Source organism: Geodermatophilus maliterrae (genome assembly GCF_041018925.1).
Classification (GTDB): Bacteria; Actinomycetota; Actinomycetes; order Mycobacteriales; family Geodermatophilaceae; genus Geodermatophilus; species Geodermatophilus maliterrae.
Genome location: NZ_JBFNXQ010000002.1, coordinates 1 through 20,889, shown reverse-complemented (window position 1 = coordinate 20,889; position 20,889 = coordinate 1). Strand labels below are relative to the sequence as shown.

Annotated in this window: 18 protein-coding genes; 10 read left to right on the top strand and 8 right to left on the bottom strand. The window is 76.6% G+C overall.

Annotation, left to right across the window (positions count from 1 at the left end; translation table 11 throughout):
- Nucleotides 1–10: 10 nt before the first annotated feature.
- Nucleotides 11–2,353: a penicillin acylase family protein gene (locus ABQ292_RS00910; protein WP_369202284.1), complete on the bottom strand. Its 2,343-nt coding sequence runs from the start codon at nt 2,351–2,353 to the stop codon at nt 11–13.
- 127 nt (nt 2,354–2,480) lie between these two features.
- On the opposite strand from ABQ292_RS00910, the gene ABQ292_RS00905 reads away from it, so the two are divergent.
- A complete protein-coding gene (locus tag ABQ292_RS00905; RefSeq protein ID WP_369202282.1) occupies nt 2,481–3,032 on the top strand; it encodes a hypothetical protein in 552 nt (183 codons plus the stop codon).
- A 15-nt stretch (nt 3,033–3,047) separates the two neighbouring features.
- On the opposite strand, the gene ABQ292_RS00900 is transcribed toward ABQ292_RS00905, so the two are convergent.
- Nucleotides 3,048–4,259: a cation:proton antiporter gene (locus tag ABQ292_RS00900; protein ID WP_369202281.1), complete on the bottom strand. Its 1,212-nt coding sequence runs from the start codon at nt 4,257–4,259 to the stop codon at nt 3,048–3,050.
- A 261-nt stretch (nt 4,260–4,520) separates the two neighbouring features.
- On the opposite strand from ABQ292_RS00900, the gene ABQ292_RS00895 reads away from it, so the two are divergent.
- Both ABQ292_RS00895 and ABQ292_RS00890 read left to right on the top strand, forming a co-directional pair.
- Nucleotides 4,521–5,339 (top strand): CPBP family intramembrane glutamic endopeptidase, encoded by an 819-nt coding sequence (locus ABQ292_RS00895; RefSeq protein WP_369202280.1) that lies wholly within the window; start codon nt 4,521–4,523, stop codon nt 5,337–5,339.
- 118 nt (nt 5,340–5,457) lie between these two features.
- Nucleotides 5,458–7,173 (top strand): alpha/beta hydrolase, encoded by a 1,716-nt coding sequence (locus tag ABQ292_RS00890; protein ID WP_369202278.1) that lies wholly within the window; start codon nt 5,458–5,460, stop codon nt 7,171–7,173.
- Nucleotides 7,174–7,197: 24 nt separating this feature from the next.
- Here ABQ292_RS00890 and ABQ292_RS00885 read toward each other — a convergent pair whose 3' ends face one another.
- Nucleotides 7,198–8,220: a site-specific integrase gene (locus tag ABQ292_RS00885; RefSeq protein WP_369202276.1), complete on the bottom strand. Its 1,023-nt coding sequence runs from the start codon at nt 8,218–8,220 to the stop codon at nt 7,198–7,200.
- 152 nt (nt 8,221–8,372) lie between these two features.
- Here ABQ292_RS00885 and ABQ292_RS00880 point away from each other — a divergent pair, with 152 nt between their 5' ends.
- Nucleotides 8,373–9,647, top strand: coding sequence for a coiled-coil domain-containing protein (locus ABQ292_RS00880; protein WP_369202274.1), 1,275 nt, complete (start codon nt 8,373–8,375; stop codon nt 9,645–9,647).
- 50 nt (nt 9,648–9,697) lie between these two features.
- On the opposite strand, the gene ABQ292_RS00875 is transcribed toward ABQ292_RS00880, so the two are convergent.
- Complete coding sequence (locus ABQ292_RS00875) at nt 9,698–10,207, bottom strand: DUF5698 domain-containing protein (RefSeq protein WP_369202272.1); 510 nt, start codon at nt 10,205–10,207, stop codon at nt 9,698–9,700.
- A 94-nt stretch (nt 10,208–10,301) separates the two neighbouring features.
- Nucleotides 10,302–11,348: a class I SAM-dependent methyltransferase gene (locus tag ABQ292_RS00870; RefSeq protein ID WP_369202270.1), complete on the bottom strand. Its 1,047-nt coding sequence runs from the start codon at nt 11,346–11,348 to the stop codon at nt 10,302–10,304.
- A gap of 159 nt (nt 11,349–11,507) precedes the next feature.
- Here ABQ292_RS00870 and ABQ292_RS00865 point away from each other — a divergent pair, with 159 nt between their 5' ends.
- A complete protein-coding gene (locus ABQ292_RS00865; protein WP_369202268.1) occupies nt 11,508–14,345 on the top strand; it encodes a BTAD domain-containing putative transcriptional regulator in 2,838 nt (945 codons plus the stop codon).
- 283 nt (nt 14,346–14,628) lie between these two features.
- Nucleotides 14,629–14,832: a cold-shock protein gene (locus tag ABQ292_RS00860; protein WP_204694366.1), complete on the top strand. Its 204-nt coding sequence runs from the start codon at nt 14,629–14,631 to the stop codon at nt 14,830–14,832.
- A gap of 70 nt (nt 14,833–14,902) precedes the next feature.
- Here ABQ292_RS00860 and ABQ292_RS00855 read toward each other — a convergent pair whose 3' ends face one another.
- From ABQ292_RS00855 to ABQ292_RS00845, 3 genes are read right to left on the bottom strand one after another with little or no spacing between them, the layout of a single operon-like run.
- Nucleotides 14,903–15,883: a patatin-like phospholipase family protein gene (locus ABQ292_RS00855; RefSeq protein ID WP_369202265.1), complete on the bottom strand. Its 981-nt coding sequence runs from the start codon at nt 15,881–15,883 to the stop codon at nt 14,903–14,905.
- A 12-nt stretch (nt 15,884–15,895) separates the two neighbouring features.
- A complete protein-coding gene (locus ABQ292_RS00850; RefSeq protein WP_369202263.1) occupies nt 15,896–17,074 on the bottom strand; it encodes an FAD-dependent oxidoreductase in 1,179 nt (392 codons plus the stop codon).
- The gene (locus tag ABQ292_RS00845; protein ID WP_369202261.1) at nt 17,071–17,697 is read right to left on the bottom strand and encodes a TetR/AcrR family transcriptional regulator; all 627 of its coding nucleotides are present in this window, start codon (nt 17,695–17,697) and stop codon (nt 17,071–17,073) included. Before ABQ292_RS00845 ends, ABQ292_RS00850 begins: the two co-directional genes overlap by 4 nt.
- A gap of 177 nt (nt 17,698–17,874) precedes the next feature.
- Between ABQ292_RS00845 and ABQ292_RS00840 the strand changes: the two genes are divergently transcribed.
- The 4 genes from ABQ292_RS00840 to ABQ292_RS00825 all read left to right on the top strand — a co-directional run.
- On the top strand, nt 17,875–18,018 hold the full coding sequence (locus tag ABQ292_RS00840) for a hypothetical protein (protein ID WP_369202259.1): 144 nt from the start codon (nt 17,875–17,877) through the stop codon (nt 18,016–18,018).
- Between the two features lie 19 nt (nt 18,019–18,037).
- Entirely contained in the window at nt 18,038–18,418 is a 381-nt protein-coding gene (locus ABQ292_RS00835; RefSeq protein WP_369202257.1) for a hypothetical protein, read from the top strand.
- Between the two features lie 175 nt (nt 18,419–18,593).
- The gene (locus ABQ292_RS00830) at nt 18,594–19,634 is read left to right on the top strand and encodes a 3-oxoacyl-ACP synthase III (RefSeq protein WP_369202255.1); all 1,041 of its coding nucleotides are present in this window, start codon (nt 18,594–18,596) and stop codon (nt 19,632–19,634) included.
- Nucleotides 19,635–19,669: 35 nt separating this feature from the next.
- Nucleotides 19,670–20,889, top strand: a 1,220-nt coding sequence (locus ABQ292_RS00825; protein WP_369202253.1) for an alpha/beta fold hydrolase, incomplete at its 3' end; no start/stop codon positions are given.

The window sequence follows — 20,889 nt, the reverse complement described above, 5'->3', positions numbered from 1 at the left end:
GCCATCCGCGTCAGGCGGTCGGGGGCGAGGGGTGCACGGTGATCCGCAGCTCGGAGACCGCGTCCACCTGCTCGCGGCTGTACCGGAGCGGGAAGGCCTCCCCGCGGGCCCAGGGGCCGAAGAGGTCGGTCGCGTGGGGGGCTCCGAGGCGGCCGGACTGGCCGGGGGCGTTCATCGCCAGGGACTCGTCCCAGTCGCCCACGTCGACGGCGATGCGGAACGTCGCGCCGGCGGTCTGCACGAAGTCCGGTCCGTAGGCGGTGTTGCCCACGGTGTCGCCGCTGCCACCGCGCGGGAGCGGACCCGCCACGAGGCGGTCCTCGGGCAGCCCCGTCAGCAGGGCCGCGAGCGGATGGGCCATGCGGGCGACGTGCAGCCGTCCCCAGGCCCACCGCGCCCGGTCGGGCCCCAGCAGCCGTTCCACCTCGGCGACCGCCGCCGGCACCGTCGTCGCCACGACGCCGGCGAGGAACTGCTCGGGGTCCGCCCCGAGCCGGTCGCCGGGGTCCTCGACCAGCTCGACGTCGACCCGTGCGTCGGCCAGCACGTCCTCCTGTCCCGCGATCCTCGCGGCGGCGGCCGGCACCGCACCCGGGTCGACGACCTGCGCCAGGGCCTGCCGGAGCAGGGCCGGTCGCAGATGCCGCCGGTACCAGACCTCGAACAGCGCGGCGGCCGCCGAGTCGGCCCGGAGCTCGGCGTCCCAGCCGAGCAGGAGGTCGAGCCCGTCGACGTCGTCCGGCAGCGGGAGGCCCCGGATCCGGGCCAGGATCCGGCGGGCGGGGACGCTGAGGACGTCGTTCTGCAGCGCCACCGCGTCCTGCAGCGTCGCCGCCGTCGTCCCGCCCAGGACCTCGTCGATGCGCTGCCGCCGGTAGGGCGCCGACCAGTCGTAGGAGACGTGCCGGTCGGGTGGGAAGTCCGCGGGCAGGTTCATCTCGTTGGCCGTGGCGACGAAGCCCGAGGGCGGGTCGACCGTCACCGGCAGCTCGTCGGCGTCGAGGAAGCCCGCCCACTCGTACCGGCCGTCCCCGGGCACCGGCAGCGTGCCATCCCAGTTGGGCCGTCGCGGGGTGCGCCCTCCGGCCTTCCAGCCGATGGTCCCGTCGGTGTCCGCGTAGACCTGGTTCTCCGGCGGGGCTCCCCAGCGGCCCATCGCGGCCAGGAACTCGTCCCAGTCGCGGGCCCGCACGTAGTCCATGCTGCCCAGGTACGGGGCCATCCCCGGCTCGAGCCACGCCGCCCGGACGGCGAACGCCGTGGAGGTGGCCGGGTCGGTCCGGATCACCGGCCCGTGCCGGGTGAACAGCAGCTCCACCTCGACCGGCTCCCCGTCCCGGACGGCGATCGTCTCGCGCTCGACCCGCATCGCCTCCCAGCCGTCCCCGTAGCGGTACCGGCGTGGGTCGTCCGGGTCGGTCGCGTAGACGTAGAGGTCCTCCTGGTCGACGGGGAAGATGGTGAGCCCGAAGGCGATGCGGCCGTTGTGGCCGATGGAGATCCCCGGCAGCGCCGGTTCACCGGCGCCGATGACGTCGAGACCGGGCGCGCTCAGGTGCACGAGGTAGCGGAGCCCCGGGAGCGCCGCGGCGGCCCGGTGCGGGTCGTTGGCCAGGAGGGGACGGCCGGTCGCCGTGCGCGCGCCGGAGAGCACCCAGTTGTTGCTGCCCTCGGGGAGCACCCCCGTCTGCACCGCGTCCGGGGACGGCGCCCCGAACACCGGCGGAACGGTGGCCAGGTCGTACACGGCGAGCACGTCGTCGGGGATCAGGCTCAGGTCCAGCCCCTCGGGCACCACCAGTGGCCGCGGGGGCTCCCGCTTCCTGCGGAGGTCCTCCACCGCGGCCGGGTGGTCCCGGAGCGTCAGGGCCCGCGCGACCTCGTCGCGGAGGTTGGAGAAGAGCCCGTGGCTGCGGATGCGGGTCACGTCGGAGGGGTCCCAGAACGCCGGCCGGTAGCCCAGCTGCCCGAACTCGGCGGGCAGCAGAGCGGGGTCCTCCCGCGTGAGCTGCACGAAGGCGTTGACGCCCTCGACGAAGGCCGTCGCCGCGCGTTCGGTGTCCGGCCCGTAGGCCGGCCAGTCACGCCGCGCGTTCCCACGGAACAGGAACAGCCGTGCGGCACGGTCGCGGTCGACGTGCTCCGGCCCGAAGACCTCGGCCAGCTGCCCGAGTCCCCGCCGCCGCCAGTGGTCGATCTGCCAGAGCCGGTCACGGGCGGCGTTGAAACCCTGCACCCGGAAGGCGTCGTCGGTGGTCGCCGCGTACACGTGCGGCACCCCCCACCGGTCGACGACGATCTCGGCCGGTGCGGTGAGCCCGGGGAGGACGAAGGACGTCCGGTCGGGTGCCACGTGTCGTACCCCCGTTCCTCGTCCCCGTTCCTCGTCGCGCAGTCCTACGCCACCCGCGGGGATCCCGCCTGTCGTCCCGCCGCCGGCAACGCCCCTGGCCCGCGTCCGGAGCGCTAGGTTGCCCGCCGTGGAGTTCCCCGCACCGCTCCCGGCCGATGCGGTGTCCCGGGCCTTCCGCGAGGAGCTCCCTCCGCTGCGGCGGGCGGCCGTGCTGTCCTGGCTGGCCTTCGCCACGACGTTCGGCACGGTCCGGGCCATCACGTACAGCATCCGGGACGGCCGCGGTCCGTTCCGCGACGTCACCCCCGGCGGGATGCACCTGCACCACTACCTGTGGGGCATCGCGCTGCTGTCGGTGATCGGCGGCGTGGCCGTCCGTGGGGAGGACCGCACCCGCAGGCACCCGCTCGTGGCGCTGGGCTACGGGACCGGGATGGCACTGGTCGTCGACGAGTTCGCCCTCCTGCTGGACCTGCGGGACGTCTACTGGCAGCGACAGGGACGCGTCTCCGTGGACGTCGGTGTCGGGGTGATCGCGCTGGGCGGTACCGCCCTGGCCGCGGGGCCCGCGGTGCGCCGGCTGCTCCGCCCGCGCCCCGGCCGCTCCGCCGGGTCGGCGACACCGGTGCGCGGCACCGTGCCCGGTGGGCGGACCGACCGGGGACGACCACGGGACTGACCGCGCCCGTCCGGCTCAGCCGGCGGACGGCGGCCGCGACCCGCCGGGGTCGGCGGCTGCCGGGACGACGTCCCTGCCCGGCCGACCGAGCGCGACGGCCACGGCGGGGAACACGAGGACGGTGAGCACGCCGGCGCCGACCAGGGCGGCGGCGTTCTCCGGCAGCATCGTCCCGTTGCGCAGGCCGATCTCGGTCAGCGCCACCAGCACCGGGAGGGCCGTGGCCGTCACCAGGACCGTCTGGGCACGCTCGCGCCGGTCCAGCACGCCCCGGTAGACCACCAGCGCGGGGAGCCCCCGGACCGCGAGCATCAGGACGAAGAAGAGCACGACCCGCAGCGGCGCCTCGGCGATCGAGCGCAGGTCGAGGGCCACGCCGGAGTACACGAAGAAGACCGGGATGAAGAACCCGTAGCCGACCGCGTCCAGCTTCGACTCCAGGGCCGGCGAGGACGTGCCCACCCAGCGGCGGAGGACGACGCCGGCGAGGAACGCGCCGAGCACGGCGTCGAGGTGGAAGCGGTCCGTCACGGCGATGAGCACGACGAGCAGGAGGATCGTCCCGCGCAGCGTGATCTGGGCGGTCTCGTCCTGTCCCCGCGTGATGACCGAGGCGAGCCGCCCGCCCGCCCGGACCGCGCGGCGGGCCAGGCCGAGCAGCAGCGCGAGGACGGCGACGGCCCCGAGCGAGGCCAGCGCGGTGAACCGGTTCTGCGTGCCCAGGAACAGGGCGATCGCCAGGACGGGGAACAGCTCCCCCACCCCTCCCGCCGCCAGCAGGTACCTCCCGAGCCGGCCGCGCAGCAGGCCGTTGTCCCGCAGGATCGGCAGCAGGGTCCCCAGCGCGGTGGTGGTCAGGCCGAGGGCCACCGGCACGAAGGCGCGGACGACCCCGGCTCCGGACAGCAGGGCGACCACACCGATCGCGATCAGGACCGAGGCGGACCAGGCCACGACCGCACGTCGGCCGGCGTCCTGGCCGAACAGCCGCAGGTCCACCTCGTAACCGGCGAGGAGGAAGACGAAGCCGAGGCCGACGTCGGCCAGCACCTGGACCTCGCCGGGGGTGCTGAGATCCAGGACCTGCGGTCCGATCAGCATGCCGCCGGCGAGCAGGAGGACCACCTGCGGGACCGGCAGCCGCGGCAGCAACCCGACCACCAGCGGAGCCACGAGCGCCACGGCGGCGACGGCCACCAGCGTGTCGACCCCGAGAAGACCGTCCACCCGGTGGCTCCCGTCGTCCGGCCCGGGCGCCGTCGCACCCGGCGCGGACCGGATTCTGCTCAGCGTCGCGGGACGGCGTCCAGTGCCGATCACGCGTGGGGTCGGGCGGCTGCGCCGGCCGCGGACCACCGCGGCCTGGCCGGCGTCGCGGCCGCCGGCTGCAGGGTCAGCCCTGAGGACGGTCGAGGGTCTGCCTGCTGGTCCCGTCCCGGTCGCCGGGCCCACCCTCGGTCCCGATCCCCTCACCCGACGGAGGCCCCCATGTCCAGCACCGTGTCCTGGGTGCGACAGCACCGGCTGACCAGCTTCTTCGTCCTCGCCTACGTGCTGTCGTGGACGCCCTGGGCGTTCGACGCGGCCGGGTTCTCGCTGGGGACCCCCTTCTTCCCCGGCGGTCCGCTCGTGGCGGCGCTCGTCGTCATCGCGGTCGTCGACGGCCGGCGGGGTTTCCGGGAGCTCGGCTCGCGGCTGGTCCGGTGGCGGGTCGGCTGGGTCTGGTACCTCGTCGCACTCGGCCTCCCCGTGCTGATGGTGCTGGTGACCGGCCTCGTCACGTCCTGGACCGGCGCTCCCGCACCCGACCTCTCCTCGATCGTCTGGGCCGACGTGGCCCTGCTGCTGGCGATCCGCCTGGTCAACCCGGCCGACAGCGCGCTGGGCGAGGAGCCCGGCTTCCGCGGCTACGCCCTGCCGCACCTGCAGGACCGGCTGTCCCCGCTGGCGGCGGCCGGGGTGCTGGGCGTCCTGGCCGCGGGCTGGCACGTCCCGCTGGTCGCGCTCGGGAACCTCGGCTGGATCGGACTGCCCTCGACCGTGGTGATCACCTTCCTGTACGTCTGGCTGTTCAACCGGTCCGGCGGCAGCCTGCTCATGGCGGTGCTGTTCCACGCCAGCCAGGGGGCGTTCACCTTCGGCATGCTCGGTTTCGACGGTGCCGACGCCGACCGTGCCGCCTACGTCTACTGCGGCGTCCTCGTGGTCGCCGTGGTGGCCGTGGTGTCCCTGGACCGTGCGGCCTGGCGCAGGGCGCCGGAGTCGGCCGTCGACGCCGAGCCCGTCCCGGCCGGCGCCGGCCGCTGACGCGCGACCCCTCGGCGACCGCCGGACGACACGCCACGAGGACCCGGACGCCGGCGCCCTGAGGTCACGAGGTCCCGAAGGGCACCCACGGTGCTCCTCCGGGGAGAGGATGTGCCGGGTGGACCAGCTCACGGTCCCCGAGGACCGCACCCGGACCGACACGGGCCACCCGCAGCGCGCACGGCGATCGGTCCGGCGACGACCGCGGCGACGGCCGTTCCGCTACACCCTGCCCGGCCTGGTGGGTGCGCTGGTCCTCCTCTGCCTGTCGCTGACCCCCTCGCTGCTCCCGCGGACGGGGCTGACCCAGGGGCTGATCAGCGGCATCACCGCCGCCTTCGGCTACGGCGTCGGGGTGCTGGCCGCCGGCGCCTGGCGGGCGGTCGTGGACCGGGAGGCGCGGCCCGCCCGGCGGCGCTCGTGGCTCGTCCTCGGCGGGGTCGCGCTCGTCTCCTTCGTGGCGGCCACCGCGTACGGCCGCTACTGGCAGGCACGCATCCGGGAGCTGATGGACGCCCCCGCCGACAGCGCGCTGTCCGTGGTCGTGGTGCCTGCGGTCGCCGGCGTCGTCCTCGTCCTGCTGGTCGCGCTGTCCCGCGCGGTGCGGCGCGTCTGCGGCTGGATCGCGCTGCTGCTCGACCGGTGGATCGGCGCCCGCGCCGCCCGGGCGGCCGGCTGGGCCGTCGTCCTGGTGGGCTCGGCGCTCCTGCTCAGCGGGGTCGTGCGCGACCAGCTGGTCGCGGCCGCCGACAAGGTCTTCTCCGTCCGCGACGACCGGACCGACGAGGGGGTGGTCGCGCCCACCGGGGCCGAGCGGTCGGGTGGACCGGGGTCCCTGATCAGCTGGGCGTCCCTCGGCCGGGAGGGCCGCACGTTCGTGGCGGGAGGGCCGTCGGCCGACGAGATCGCGGCGTTCACCGGGGCCCCGGCCCCGCAGCCGGTGCGCGCCTACGCCGGGCTGGACTCCGCTCCCACCGCCGAGCTGCGCGCCCGCCTCGCCGTCGACGACCTCGTGCGCGCCGGCGGCCTGGACCGCGGCGTCCTCGTGGTCGTCACCACGACGGGATCGGGCTGGGTGGACCCCGGTGCGGTGGACTCCGTCGAGTACCTGGCCGGCGGGGACAGCGCCGCGGTGGCGATCCAGTACTCCTACCTGCCGTCGTTCATCTCCTACCTGGTCGACAGCGACCGGGCCCGCGAGGCCGGCCGGGAGCTCTTCGACGCGGTGTACGAGCGCTGGAACCGGCTGCCGCTCGACGACCGCCCCCGCCTGGTCGTGGCGGGCGAGAGCCTGGGCTCCTTCGGCGCCGAGACCGCGTTCAGCGGCGAGTACGACATGCGCAACCGGACCGGCGGGGCGGTCTTCGCCGGCCCACCGCAGTTCAACACGCTGTACCGGGAGTTCGTCGACGACCGGGACGAGGGCAGCCCCGAGGTCGAGCCGGAGTACCGCGACGGCCGCACCGTCCGCTTCACCGACGACCCCGGTGAGGAGATCGCGCCCGCCACCGAGCCGTGGGACGGCTCGCGCGTGCTGTACCTGCTGCACCCCTCCGACCCCGTCGTGTGGTGGACCCCGGAGCTGGTGTACGCCCGCCCGACCTGGCTGGAGGAGGACCGGGGCGAGGACGTCGTCGACGCGGTGCGGTGGATCCCGTTCGTCACCTTCTGGCAGGTGACCGCCGACCTCCCGTTCGCCGGCAACGTGCCGGACGGGCACGGGCACGTCTACCGGTCCCAGTACGTCGACGCCTGGGCCTCCGTCCTGCAGCCGCCGGGCTGGGACGCCGAGCGGGCCGAGCAGCTGCGCGACCTCCTCGAGGCGGGCGCCTGACCGCCACCCGGTCGAGCCGGTGCGTCACAGGCCCAGCGAGCCGGAGGCCGGGTCGGCCCACCGGCTGGAGGCGTCGTAGGAGCGGACCACGAGGGACCGCCACCGGCCGGTCCGGCTGATCTCCTTCTCCGACACTCCCTGGGCGTAGGCGGTGGTGGCGAAGCCGCGCCGCAGCGAGTGCGGCGACAGGCCCTCGGTGGAGACGCCGGCGCGCCGGGCGGCGCGCGCCAGGACGAGGTCGACGCTGCGGGTGGTGAGCGGGGTCGCCCCGAGCCGCGGGCTGCGCCCCTTGCCGACCGACCGGAACAGCGGGCCCGAGGTGACGCCCTGCTCGGCCAGTGCGGCGAGCCAGGCGCGGACGGCGCGGACGGGGCAGGTGACCTCGCGGACGCCCTCCGCCAGGGCGAGGGTCTCCCCCGCGCCCTCCTGGTCGGTCTTCGAGAAGCGGAGCAGCACGTCCAGGCCGCCGTGCCCGGCCGGGGTGAGGTCCTCGATCCGCAGCCAGCACAGGTCCGAGGCGCGCAGGCCCAGGGCGTAGCCGACCAGGACCAGGCAGCGGTCGCGCAGTCCGCCGAGGGTGTCGGGGAGGTCCTCGACGAGGGCCCGCACGGTCGCGGTGTCCACCGCGCGGGCGCGGCGCGGGCGGTAGCCGGCCCGGACGGCGGTCCGCCGGATCCCGGCCAGGGTCCGCCGCACGCCCTCGCTGTCCCCCGGCGCGGGGTGCCCGGCGGTGCGGTGCGCGTCGTTGAGGGCGGACAGCCGCCGGGAGACGTACCGCGGGCTGCGCCCCTCGTCGGCCATCGCGGCGAGCCAGGCGGCGACGGTCAACGGGTCGGCGGGCAGCGCGCTCGGCAGCGACCGGCCGGCGCACCACGTCGCCCAGGCCGCCACGTCCCGCGCGTAGGCCTCCCGCGTGGCGTCGGCCTGCGCCGCGGCGACGTACGAGCCGACCGAGGTCAGGTCACCGGGCAGCAGCAGTCCGTCGTCCGTCGTCGCCGGGACGACGGCGGCCTCCCGGTCGCCCTCCGGGCCGGTCGGACGGGTCATCGCACGCTCCCCCTGGCTGCTGCACACCTGTCACCGATCACTTCGCAGAGTAGGTGGTTCTCGGAAGTGAACTCGCCATCCCTCCAGGAGTACGTCGACCCACCACGATGGATGGATGGTCCATTGTGCGTCCGTCCGTCTATCGTTCATCCGTGACCGGTGCAGTCGACGAGGAGGACGGCGGGCGGTGCGCCTTCCCCGGCTGCACCGAGCCGCCCCGGCCCCGGGTCCCGGGGCGCAGCGGCCCCTCCCCCAAGTTCTGCGCGCGCCCCGACCACAACCCGGAGACGGCCCGGCAGGCCCGGGCCCGGACCACCGGCCGGCGGTCCGCCGGGCTCGCCACGACCGCCGCAGCGCTGGCCGAGGACCTCCCCCCGGAGGGCCGCGTCCGGCAGCTGGTGGGCCGGTGGGCGGCGGCGACCCGGGAGGCCGCCGCCGCGGCCGAGGCGCAGGCCGCCCTGCTCACCGCCGCCGTCGAGGCCCTGGACCAGTACCGGGACGAGACGACCGTGGAGGCCCGCATCGCCCAGGCCCGCTCCGACGTCGACGCCGCCCACGCCGCCCAGCTGCGCGCCGAGGAGCAGGCCCGGCTGGCCGCGCGGTTCCGCGCGGAGGCCGAGGAGGCCCGGGAGAGGGCCGAGGACGGACGGCGGACGGCGGAGGAGGCACGGCAGGCGGCCGAGCGGGCCGCCGAGGCCGCACGCGGCGCCGCCGAGCAGGAGGTCGCCGACGCCCGGACCGAGGCCGCGCACCGGGTGGAGCTCGCCGAGGAGGCGCGCCGCGAGGCCGAGACGGCCCGCCAGCAGGTGGAGGCCGAGCGCGACCGGGCCGTGGAGGAGCGGGCCGCCGCCCGGCGGCAGGTGCGCGACACCGAGACCCGGCGGGAGGCGGCCGAGCGCGACGCCGAGGAGGCGCGGCGGGCCGAGGGGCGCGCCCGCGAGGACGCCGCCCGCGAGCACGACGCCCTCGTCGAGGCCCGCGCGCAGTGGGGCGTCACCGAGCGCACGCTCACCGAGGCCGTCCGGACGCGGACGGCGGAGCGCGACACGGCCGTCACCGCCCGGGACGAGGCGCGAACCGCCGTGGCCACCGCACGGGAACGGGCCCGCGACGCCGAGCGGGAGCGGGACGAGGCCCGCCGCGGCGAGCGGGACGCGCGCACCCGGGCGCAGGAGGCGACCGACCGGGCGACGGCCGCCGAGCAGGTCCGCCAGGAGGCGCTCACCGAGGCGGCGCGGGCCGCCCAGCGCGCGGAGGACGCCGACCGGCGAGCGGCCGACGCCGAGGCGACGGCACGCCGCGCCAGCGAGCGGATCGGCGCCCTGACCGCCGAGGTCGAGGCCCTCCGCGCCCGGACGGCGGGGGTCCCGGCCGGCAGTGCCGGGGATGCCGCACCGGGACCCGCGGACCCGGCGCCCCCTCCCTGAGGAGCACCGCGCCCTCCTCGGTGGACGGCCGGCCCGTCCGGACCCGCGGGTCACACCGGCACGGGTGGCACCGGCGCCCGGCGGCGCAGGTCGTCGGTGACCCAGGACGCGTCGGGGGCCAGCACGGCCAGGTCCCGGTGCAGCCGGGCCTCGTGCCGCCGTTCGACCGCGACCGACAGCACCGTCAGCGGACCGGTCGCACCCTGGCCCTCCTGCACCGTCACCGGCCAGCCGCGTGACCACAGGGCCTCGGCGACGTCGTCCTCGGGGGTCACGATCGTCATCCGGACCGCCCCCGGGGAGAAGCGGTCCCCGGCGAGCATCCCGAGGAGGACCCCGGCCCCGACCCCGACGGCGTACGCGGTGACGCTCAGGGGGTCGGACACGCCGGACACGACCTGGGTGATCGCCGTGATCTGCAGGACGGCGCCCACGGCCCCGAGGGCGAAGGCGCCCGTGCGGTGGCCGCGGGCCGCGACCACCATCCGCCACTGCCACAGGGCGACCTCGGTGACGACCAGGCCGGCGATCAGCAGCGGCCGGTAGTCCTCGATGGCCATGTCGGCTCCTCTCGGGAGGTCGGGTGGAGGGCGGGGGACGGCACCCGGGCCTGCGGCGGCCGCGCCGGGGCACGGCCGCCACAGGGGAGGCGTGCTAGGGCCGGATCTCGTACACCGCGTTGAACGGTGTCTGCGCCGCCCGCCGGAACCGGGTGAAACCGGCCTGCGCGGTCAGCTCGCGGACCGCCGTCTCCCCGGCCTGCGCGCCCAGTGCGGAGCCGCCGGGCTGGGACAGCGCGTTGGGTACGCAGAGGAACGTCGAGCCGGCGTAGTACAGCCGCGCCACCGGGTCGACGGTGCCCTCGAAGCGGTCGGGAGCGAACGGCTCCACCAGCAGCCACGTGCCGTCGGGAGCCAGGGCCTCGCGCACCCGCCGGGCTGCCCCGAGCGGGTCCCCCATGTCGTGCAGGCAGTCGAACATCATCACCAGGTCGTAGTCGGCGCCGGGGAAGTCCTGGGCCGCCGCCGTCTCGAAGACGACCCGGTTCCCGACCCCTGCCTCCGCGGCCTTCTGCCGCGCCAGCTCCAGCGAGTGCGCGTGCAGGTCCGACCCGACGACGGTGGTGCGTGGGTAGGCCTCGGCGACCAGCAGCGACGAGGAGCCCAGCCCGCAGCCCACGTCGGCGACGCGCGCACCGGCGGTCAGCTTGGCCTCGACGCCGTCGAGCGCCGGGATCCAGTTCGACACCAGGTCGGCCACGTAGCCGGGGCGGTAGAACGCGTCGCACCCGACGAAGACGTCCTCGTCGTGCTCGTGCCAGGCGATGCCGGCACCGGTGCGGAAGGCCTCGGTGAGCCTCGGCTCGGCGCGCAGGTACCCGAGGCCGGTCAGGAAGGCCGCCGGCACGTTGGGGCCGTCCGGGTCGGCCAGGCAGAACGCCTGCTCGTCGGTGAGGGAGAACTCCCCCGTCGCGGGCGTGTGGGTCACGTACCCGCCGGCGGCCTGACCGCGCAGCCACTCGGTGAGGTAGCGCGGGTGGCAGCCGGTGCGCTCCGCGAACTGCTCGGGCGTGGCCGGGCCCTGGGCCAGTGCACGGTAGAGCCCGAGCCGGTGGCCGATCACCACCCCGCCGGCGGCGCCGGTCGCGCCGAGGTCCGACACGACCCGTCCCATGAACTCGGCCAGCTGTGCGTGGTCCATCTGGATGTCCCTCCCGTCCCGCCGGCACGGTGCCGGTCGCCACTCACGGTCGGGGGGCGCGCTCGCACGGCTCTGGCAGGCGCTGTCACGGCGCTGGCAGCTCCGTTCCCCTCCCCGTCCGCCCCGGGAGGCGGGCATGCTGACCGCCGGGGTGGGGACATGGCCGGAGGAGGCGGGCCACGGGTCCGGGTCGAGGTGCTCGGGCCGTTGCGCCTGCTGGTCGGCGGCGAGGCGGTCGACGTGCGCGGCCCGAAGCGGCGCGCCGTGCTCGCCCTGCTGGCGGTCGCGGAGGGCCGGGTCGTGCCGGTCGACCACCTGGTGGACGCGCTGTGGCCCGCGGAGGTGCCGGAGTCGGGCCGGCAGGCCCTGCACAGCCACGTGTCCCGGCTGCGGGCGCACCTGGGTCCCGCCGCGGTCCGGCTCGAGACCTGGCAGGAGGGCTACCGGCTCGCGCTCGGCCAGGACGAGCTCGACCTGGCGGAGGCGCGGGCCCTGCTGGCGGCGGCACGGGAGGGGGGTGCGCGGGAGCCGGCCGCGGCGTACACCCTCCTGCGCCGCGTGCACGCGATCTGGCGGGGCCCCCTCCTCGCCGACCTCACCGAGGTCGCGCCGGTCGCCGCGGCGGTCGAGGAGTGCGCGCGACTGCGCTGCGAGGTGACCGACGCCCTGGTCGCCGCGGCCATCGCCGCCGGCGAGGCGGGGAGCGTCGTGGACCTCGCCACCGCGTCCGTCGCCGAGGCCCCGCTGCGCGAGCCGGCGGTCCTGCTGCTGATGCGCGCACTGGCAGCCACCGGCCGGGCGCCGGAGGCACTGGAGACCGGACGCCGGTACCGGTCCCGGCTGGCCGAGGAGGCCGGGCTGGACCCGTCCCCGGCGCTGGCGGGGCTCGAGCGCGGGATCGCCGGCGGCGCCGCGGGGCCGGCGTCCCCCCGACACGAGGTACCGGTCCGGCCGACGACCCGGCTGTTCGGCCGCGAGGCCCAGGCCGCGGCGCTGCACCGGCTGCTCGCGGGGGAACGGCTGGTCACGCTGGTCGGGCCGGGCGGCGTCGGCAAGACCCGGCTCGCCGAGGAGGTCGTCCGCGGGGACCGGAGCGCGACGGTCCTGCTGCTGGGGCCGGTGACCGATCCCGCCGCCGTCCCGCACGCGCTCGCGGCCGCCCTGGACCTGGACGTCGTCCAGGGCGACGTCCTGGCGGCCTGCCTGGCCGTCCTCGGCGACCGGCCCGGCCTGCTGGTGGTGGACAACTGCGAGCACCTGCTCGACGTCGCCCGGGACACGGTCGGCCGGCTCCTGTCCGCCTGTCCCCGGCTGTCCGTGCTGGCCACCAGCCGCGAACCGCTGGGCCTCGCCGCCGAGCACACCTTCCGGCTGGCACCGCTCCCGCTGCCCGGCCCCGGCCAGGACCTCGCCCGGGTCCCGTCCGTGGCGCTGTTCCTCGACCGCGCCGACCGGGTCCGCTCCGGTCCACCGCTCCCCCGGGCCGACCTGCGCACGGTCGCCGACGTCGTGACCCGGCTCGACGGCATGCCCCTGGCGATCGAGCTGGCCGCCCGGCGGCTGTCCACGTTCTCGCTCGCCGACCTGCGCGACCGGCTCGACCGCTCGCTCGACCTGCTCGGCGGGGCCGGTCCGAGCGGCGACCCCCGGCACCGCACCCTGCGCGCGACCGTCGAGTGGTCCCACCGCCTCCTCGCCGGGGAGGAGCAGCGGCTCTTCCGGCACCTCGCGGTCTTCGTCGACGGGTTCAGCCTGGACACCGCCGAGTGGCTCGCCGCCGACCTGGGGCTCGACGGCGACCCCGGGAGCGTGCTGGCGCGCCTGGTGGACGCCTCGATGGTCATCGCCGACCTGCAGGGGGGTCCCCGGTACCGCCTGCTGGAGACCCTGCGCGCCTTCGGCCTCGACCGGCTCACGGCCGCCGGCGAGGACGGCGCGGCGACCGGGCGGCTGCTGCGCTGGGCCGTCGAGCTGACCGGCTGGATCGGGGCCACGATGCGCACCGAGCACGAGCCCCGGGCCGACGCCGTCCTGCGCCGCGAGCTGCCCAACCTGCGGGCGGCGTGGCGGCTGGCCCGCAGCCGCGGATCGCTCGACGCCGCCGCCGCCGTGATCACCGCGCTGTTCGAGACCGTGGGCTACCGGGACCTGGTGGAGGTCCGCGGCTGGGCCGAGGAGCTGGCCGGCGACCCGGCGACGGCCACCCACCCGCGCGCGGCCGCCGTGCTCGGCACCGCCGCCGAGGCCGCCTACCACCGCGGGGACCACCCCCGCGCCGAGCGGCTCGCACGCACCGGGCTGGACCTGGCGACCGACGACGCCGGGAGGTGGCAGTGCCTGCTGCCGCTGTCGGTGGTCGCGCTGGCGCGCGGGGCGTACGCGGAGGCCGTCGAGCACTCCCTCGCCGCGGCGGTGACGGGCGCGGGTCGGCACCGGGAGAACCTGGGCATCGCCGCCCTCGCCAGCGCCTACGCCGGCGACCTGGACCGGGCGCGGACGCTGAACGCGCGCGGACTGGACGACGCGGTGTCGCCCTCGATGGTCGGCTGGGGGCACTACGTCGCCGGGGAGATCGAGAACCGGGCCGGGCACCTCGGACCGGCGGCGCAGCACTACCTCCGGGCCGTCGAGCTCTGTCGCGCCTCCGGTGCCACCTTCCTCGTCGGCGTGGCGACCGTCGGGCTGGTCACGGCGCGCGCCGGCGCCGGCCACGTCCGCGAGGCGCTCAGCGGCTACCGCGAGGTGGTCGACTACTTCGCCCGCACCGGGAACTGGACCCACCAGTGGACGACCCTCCGCAACCTCGCCGACCTGCTGCGCCGCCTCGGCGACCCGGAACCGGCCGCGCTGATCGACGCGGCGGCCGACCGGGCCCCGGACGCTCCCGCCGTCGGCCGCGGCGCCCCGGTGGCGCCGGCGCCACCCGGTCGGCCGGTCCCCGGACGGACCGCGGTCCTCGAGGTCGCCCGCGCGGCCATCGAGCGGAACCTCGCCTGATCAGGACGGCGGCGCGCGCCGCTCGTGGACGTCGCGGCCCACCGGTCCGTGCGGGCGGGACCGACGGCCGGGTCCCGGCGGGTCCGGCTCCCGGCGGGGGCGCCGGCCCCCGCGACGGTGAGGAACCCGTACAGTCGACCTCGGTCGCTGTCGTACCTCTGCTTCGTTCCCGAACGTCCGCAGTCGTCTCTGCCTGACGTTCCTCTCGGTCCTGCCGGTCGGTGCGGCGACCCGGGACCGGCACTCGGCCGTCCTGACACCCCAGTACGGAAGAGAGAACGACATGACGCAGGGCACCGTGAAGTGGTTCAACGCGGAGAAGGGCTTCGGCTTCATCGAGCAGGACGGCGGCGGCGCCGACGTCTTCTGCCACTTCTCGGCGATCTCCGGGAGCGGCTACCGGTCGCTGGAGGAGGCACAGCGCGTCGAGTTCGACGTCACGCAGGGCCAGAAGGGCCCCCAGGCGGAGAACGTCCGCGCGATCTGATCGCCCTCTGATCGCTCCGGTGGGGCACGGCGGGACTCCGCTGTGCCCCACCGGCACGTCGCGGGGGCCGCTATGCGGCCGCGGCCGCCCGCCGGACGAGGTCGGCGACCGCGGGCTCGGCCGCCTGCCGGCCCGCGGCGAGGAACGACTCCGAGATGACCTCGTTCAGGCGGGCGCGCGACATCATGTCGTTGCCCATGACCTGCTGCTCGCGGGCACCGGGGGCGAAGACCACCGTCGCGATCCCCTCCGCCCGCAGCGCCCGGACCTCGCGGTCCAGCAGCCGGGTGGCGTGCCGGCGGGCCGCGGCGAAGAAGTCGGGGGACCACCCGGCCGAGCCGCTCATCGGCGAGACCACGATGACGAGGTCGAGCCCGAGACCCCGGAGCACCGCCGCGTTCGTCGGGGAGTGCACCCCGCCGTCGACGTAGCTGCGGCCGTCGATGCGGACCGGCGCGAAGTACCCGGGCACCGAGCACGAGGCCGCGACGGCGAGGTGCAGCGGTGCCGGCGGCGTGCCGGGACGTCCGAAGACGACGCGGCGGCCGTCCCGCCGGCGGACCGCGGTGATCCACAGCGAGGCGGCCGGCCACCCCGGCGCCTTCTCCTCCAGCTCGCGCAGCGCGGCCAGCTGCTCGACGATGTCGTGCTGTCCCGGCGCCAGCAGGGCCATCCCCGCGGCCATCGGCCGGAACCGCCACGGCCGGGTCAGCGCCCGGTGCACCATCGACGGGCCCGGCAGCCGCAGCGGGCGGCGGAGCAGGTCGAGCGGGCGGAAGGGCGCCAGCTCGGGGACGGGCGTCGCGGCGACGGCGCGCATCACGTCGCCCTCACCGGACAGCGGCGCCTTCACCGTCCAGGCGGCGAGGTCCTCCGCCGAGACGCCGAGCCGCAGCAGGGTCCCGGTGATCGACCCCGCCGACGTCCCGACGACCACCTCGGCGCGGCGCGCGTCGAAGCCGAAGTCGTGCTCCAGCACCGCCAGCACGGCCGAGTGGTAGGCCTGCCCGACGACGCCACCGCCACCCAGCACCAGGCCGACGCGAGTCATGCGCCGAGCCTGTCACGCGCTGACCGCCTCCACCGGGTCGTCCCACTCCAGGTGGTGGTCGCGCACCCAGGCCTGCGGGTCGCGCCGCCGCAGCACCAGCGGCATCACCAGGTCCCGCACCACGCGGCCCACGGCGGGCGGCGCCTTCGCGCTGCTGGTCCGGAACCCCTGGGCGACGACCCGCTCGGCCCGCTCGCGGCGCGCCCGCTCGTACGCCACGAGCGCCTCGGCCAGGGGCAGGTCGCGCAGGCAGCGGGCCAGCACGACGGCGTCCTCCATGGCCAGCGAGGACCCCTGCCCGGCGGCCGGTGAGGTGGCGTGCGCCGCGTCGCCGACGAGCACCGTGCGCCCGTCGTGCCACCGGCGGACGGCGGGGACGTCGTAGGTGGTCCACCCGCGCAGCGCGTGCGGGGTGGCGTCGACGAGGGCGACCGCCGGTGAGCGGTCGACCCGGTGCAGGTCGCGCAGCAGCGCGCGCCACTCCGCGTCCGACCTGCCGGCGACCTCGTCGGGCGCCGGCTCCCGCGGCGCGGGCGGGTTGGCGAACCACCAGGTGCGCCCGTCCGGGGCCGGGAGCCAGCCGAAGAAGGAGCGCCGGCCGAAGACCATCGTCAGCCGGCCCACCTCGGCACCGGCCGGTGCGTGCTCGGCGTAGCCGGCGGTGTTGAGCACCGGCACGAAGCGGGGCGGGGCGGCACCCGGGTCCAGCAGCGCGCGCACGGTGGAGCGGACGCCGTCGGCACCGACGAGCAGGTCGGCGGACTCCGTCGTGCCGTCGGCGAAGCTGGCCCGCACGCCGTCGGGGCCGGTGCGCGCGGCGACCAGCCGGGAGCCGTGGCGGACGTCGATGCCGCGGCGCAGCGCCTCGGCGCCCAGCACCCGGTAGAGGTCCGACCGCCGCAGCGACACGCCGTCGGCGCCGTCCCGGCCCGTCGGCAGCGTCCCGAGCACCCTCCCGGACCCGTTGCGGAACTCGATCACCGGCGTCGGGAAGCCCGCGTCCCGGACCGGCTGCTCGGCGTCCACCGCCCGCAGCGCGTCGAGGCCGTTGACCTGCACCCCGAGCCACGCGCCGACGTCACCGGCGGGAGCCGGGTGCGCCTCGTGCACGGTGACGTCGATGCCCGCCTTCTGCAGCGCCATGGCGGTGACCGGGCCGGCGACACCGCCGCCCACCACGAGTGCCCTCATCCCGTCCCCCGTCGGTCCGTCGCGTCCGCACGCAGCAGCGCGCTCCCCGGCACCACCAGCCGGCGCACGTGCCGGTCGACGTCGTCCGGGCGCGGGGCCGGCTCGCCGGAGTCGAGCGCGCCGACGGCGTAGAAGTCCGTCGTCGCGGTGACGCACTGCCAGCGCCACGCCAGCTCGCTCCCGCCCAGGTGCGGCAGCAGGGGCGCCAGGGCGGCGCAGTAGCGGTCGGCCGAGGCCCGCACCGCCGCCGCGCCGTTGGCCTCCCACCGCTCCCGCGGTTCGTCGAACAGGCGCGTGAAGACGCGTGCGGCGTAGCGGCCCCGCCCCGCGCACCGCAGCGCGACGATCGGCCGCACCCAGCCGTCGACCAGCGCCTCGACGCCGGCCGCGTCCGGCAGGTCCTGCAGCACCCGCTCGCGGTCGGCGACCACCCCGTCGACCACCCGGCGGCCCACCGCCGCGACGAGACCGGCCTTGTCCCCGAAGTGGTAGCCCACCGCGGCGGCGTTGGCGACGCCGGCCCGGCGCAGCACCTGGCGCACCGAGGTGCCCGCCGGTCCGTGGACGGCGAGCAGCTCCTCCGCGGCGTCCAGCAGACGCCCGGGGGTCGTGCACTGGGACATCCGGCCTCCGTGCCGTGCCCGCCTGACACGAGCGTGTCAATCGGTCGTCTGGAACAGCATCCCCCACGTCCGGGCGATCCGGGGCCGACTCGGCCCTCTCCTCGCCGTCATCTGCGCCGCCCTCGCCCGCACGTCATCGTGCTGCGGGGGCTGGCCGGGGCGGGGGGAGCGGCGGTCATGCCGGCCACGCTGTCGGTGCTGGTCGGCGCCCACCCGCCGGAGCGCCGGGCCTCGGCGACCAGCGTGTGGTCGGCGGTCCGGTGGCGGCAGCGGGCCGGCGCGGACCCGGCACGGACACCGTCGTCGGCCGATCGTCGGTAGCGGCGGAGAGGATGCGCGCATGGCTGCCTTCTTCCTCCCGCGGGCGAGCGACGACGACCAGGCGGAGCGGCTCTACGAGGCCCTCGCCGAGTTCGCCGGCTGCGAGCCCGCTCCCCCGGGACGGCGGGTGCAGGCGATCGCCTTCACCCAGGACGGCGCCCGCTGGGTCGCCGAGGTCGGGGAGGAGCTGCGCGGGCAGCGGACGACGCAGCAGCTGCGCCGCGGCGAGCTCCTCGAGCGCACCGAGATGCTCGCCTCCACCGCCCGGGTGCTCGCCGTCTACCCCGGGACGCCCTTCGTGGTCGTCACCGACGCCCAGCCGATCACGGGGACGCCGTCGGAGTGGGCCAACCCCTTCACCACGCAGCCGGTCGACGTCACCTGGTTCGACGCCCCGTGAGCCGGGTGCCGTCCCGGCCGACCGGACCCCTCCACGCGGGCGCACGTACCGTTCCTGGGGTGTCGGGGCTCGCGGAATGGCAGGGAGAAGGCCGGGTAGTGGACCCGACGACGAGGGCGGCGCGTGAGAGGTCGGCCCTTCAGAGGACTGGACCCCACGGATGATCGGCCCACACATGAACGGCTCAGGCACGAACGGCAACGCCACGCACCGGTTCAGCAACACCGCCGTCCTGGCGCTGCAGACGGCCGACGCCACCCGGGTGGTCACCTCCGACGCGCTCGACGACGCGCTCGCCGGGACCTACCAGCGCGTGGGGCTGCGGCGCGGCCTGCTCGAGCGCCTGGCCGGCATCCGCGAGCGCCGCTGGTGGGCCGACGGCGTCACCTTCGTCGACGGTGCCGCCGAGGCCGGCGCGAAGGCGATCAGCGAGAGCGGCGTCGACCCGGCCGGCATCGGCCTCATGATCAACACGTCGGTCAGCCGGAAGTACCTCGAGCCCTCGACCGCGGTGGCGGTCCACCACGCGCTCGGCCTGCCGCGCTCCTGTCAGAACTTCGACGTGACCAACGCCTGCCTGGGCTTCGTCAACGGCATGGAGCTGGCGGCCGCCATGATCGACTCCGGCCTGGTCGAGTACGCCCTCGTCGTCAACGGCGAGGACTCGCAGCCGGTGCAGGAGCGCACCCTCGACCGGCTCGACCAGCCGGGCACGACGTCCAAGGACGTGATCGCCCAGTTCGCCACCCTGACGCTGGGCTCCGGTGCCGTCGCCATGGTGCTGGGCCGCGCCGACCGGCACCCCGAGGGGCACCGCCTGGTCGCGTCGGTGAGCCGCGCGGGCACCGAGCACCACGAGCTGTGCGTCGGCGACAACGACCTCATGCGGACCGACCTCAAGGGCCTGCTGGACGCCGGCCTGGCGCTGTCCGAGGACATGTGGGCCGACGCCGCCGCCGACGTCGACTGGGCCGGCGGCATGAGCCGCTACATCGTCCACCAGGTCTCCAAGGTGCACACCAAGGCGATGTGCGACCGGTTCGGCATCGACCCCGCCCTGGTCCCGACGACGTTCCCGACCCGGGGCAACCTCGGCCCGGCGTCGGTCCCCTACACTCTGGCCGGCCAGCAGGACTCCCTCGCCGGCGGCGACCGCGTGCTCCTCATGGGCATCGGCTCGGGCCTCAACGTCTCCTGCCTCGAGCTCGCCTGGTGACGGCGGGCGGCGCAGGGCAGTCGCCCTCCCCCGTCGTGCCGGCACTGCCCGGGCTGGACCCGGCGTGGTCCCGCACGCTCGCCGTCGCCGACGCCGCGGGGGCCGAGCACACCTGGCACGTCCTCGACAACGGCGTCCAGGACCCGGTCGGCACGCTGCTGTGCGTCCACGGCAACCCGACCTGGTCCTACCTGTGGCGGCGGCTGCTCGCCGCGGCCCCACCCGGCTGGCGGGTGCTCGCCCCCGACCACCTCGGCATGGGGTTCTCCGACCGGCTGCCCGAGCCGCGGTCGCTGCGGCAGCGGGTGGCCGACCTCGGGGACCTCACCGCCGCGCTCGGCCTCACCGGCCCGGTGGTCACCGTCGGGCACGACTGGGGCGGCGTCATCTCCCTCGGCTGGGCGCTGGAGCACCGGCAGGACCTGCGCGGCGTCGTCCTCGCCAACACCGCCGTCGCCATGCCCGAGGGCGACCTCGGCCCGGCGCTGATCCGGATGGCGCACGCGCCCGGGGTGCGCACGGCCGTCACCGTCGGCACGCCGGTGTTCGTCAAGGCGACGACGGCGCTGTCCCGCCCGGCACTGCCGGGCGACGTCCGGCGCGCCTTCGCCGCGCCCTACCGGTCGCCGGAGCGGCGCCGGGCGGTGGGCGACTTCGTCGCCGACATCCCCTTCGCCCCCGGCCACCCGTCCCGCCCGGTGCAGGAGGCGATCGCCGAGGGCATCCGCACCCTCGACGTCCCGGCCCTGCTGCTGTGGGGCCCCCGCGACCCGGTCTTCGGCGAGCGCTACCTCGCCGACCTGCGCCGCCGGATGCCGCAGGCCCGGCTGCACCGCTACGAGGGGGCCTCGCACCTGCTCCCCGAGGACGCCCCGCAGTACGCCGAGGCCGTGGCGCAGTGGGTCACCGACCTCGGGACCGCCCCGGCCGGGTCGGCGGCCCGCCCGGCAGGCGACGCCGGGCGCCGTCCCTGGACCGCCCTGGACGAGCGGTCCGGCGACGACGCGCCCGCGGTGGTCGAGGTCGGCGGCGCGACGGTGACCTGGTCGGCGCTGGCCTCCCGCGTGCGGCACCTGGCCGCCGGACTGGCCGTCACCGGCATCCGCCCCGGGCAGCGCGTCGCCCTGCTCGTGGAGCCCTCGGCCGACCTCACCGCCGCCGTGTACGCCGTCTGGCGCGCCGGCGCCGTGGTCGTCGTCGCCGACAAGGGCCTCGGGTTCGCCGGCATGCGCCGCGCCCTGCGCAGCGCGGCCCC

What these genes read in the sequence shown, in the direction of transcription:
- ABQ292_RS00895 (WP_369202280.1), top strand. Translation starts at nt 4,521, where the DNA reads ATGTCCAGCACCGTGTCCTGGGTGCGACAGCACCGGCTGACCAGCTTC.
- ABQ292_RS00885 (WP_369202276.1), bottom strand. Translation starts at nt 8,220, where the DNA reads ATGACCCGTCCGACCGGCCCGGAGGGCGACCGGGAGGCCGCCGTCGTC.
- ABQ292_RS00875 (WP_369202272.1), bottom strand. Translation starts at nt 10,207, where the DNA reads ATGGCCATCGAGGACTACCGGCCGCTGCTGATCGCCGGCCTGGTCGTC.
- ABQ292_RS00870 (WP_369202270.1), bottom strand. Translation starts at nt 11,348, where the DNA reads ATGGACCACGCACAGCTGGCCGAGTTCATGGGACGGGTCGTGTCGGAC.
- ABQ292_RS00865 (WP_369202268.1), top strand. Translation starts at nt 11,508, where the DNA reads ATGGCCGGAGGAGGCGGGCCACGGGTCCGGGTCGAGGTGCTCGGGCCG.
- ABQ292_RS00860 (WP_204694366.1), top strand. Translation starts at nt 14,629, where the DNA reads ATGACGCAGGGCACCGTGAAGTGGTTCAACGCGGAGAAGGGCTTCGGC.
- ABQ292_RS00855 (WP_369202265.1), bottom strand. Translation starts at nt 15,883, where the DNA reads ATGACTCGCGTCGGCCTGGTGCTGGGTGGCGGTGGCGTCGTCGGGCAG.
- ABQ292_RS00850 (WP_369202263.1), bottom strand. Translation starts at nt 17,074, where the DNA reads ATGAGGGCACTCGTGGTGGGCGGCGGTGTCGCCGGCCCGGTCACCGCC.
- ABQ292_RS00845 (WP_369202261.1), bottom strand. Translation starts at nt 17,697, where the DNA reads ATGTCCCAGTGCACGACCCCCGGGCGTCTGCTGGACGCCGCGGAGGAG.
- ABQ292_RS00840 (WP_369202259.1), top strand. Translation starts at nt 17,875, where the DNA reads ATGCCGGCCACGCTGTCGGTGCTGGTCGGCGCCCACCCGCCGGAGCGC.
- ABQ292_RS00835 (WP_369202257.1), top strand. Translation starts at nt 18,038, where the DNA reads ATGGCTGCCTTCTTCCTCCCGCGGGCGAGCGACGACGACCAGGCGGAG.
- ABQ292_RS00830 (WP_369202255.1), top strand. Translation starts at nt 18,594, where the DNA reads ATGAACGGCTCAGGCACGAACGGCAACGCCACGCACCGGTTCAGCAAC.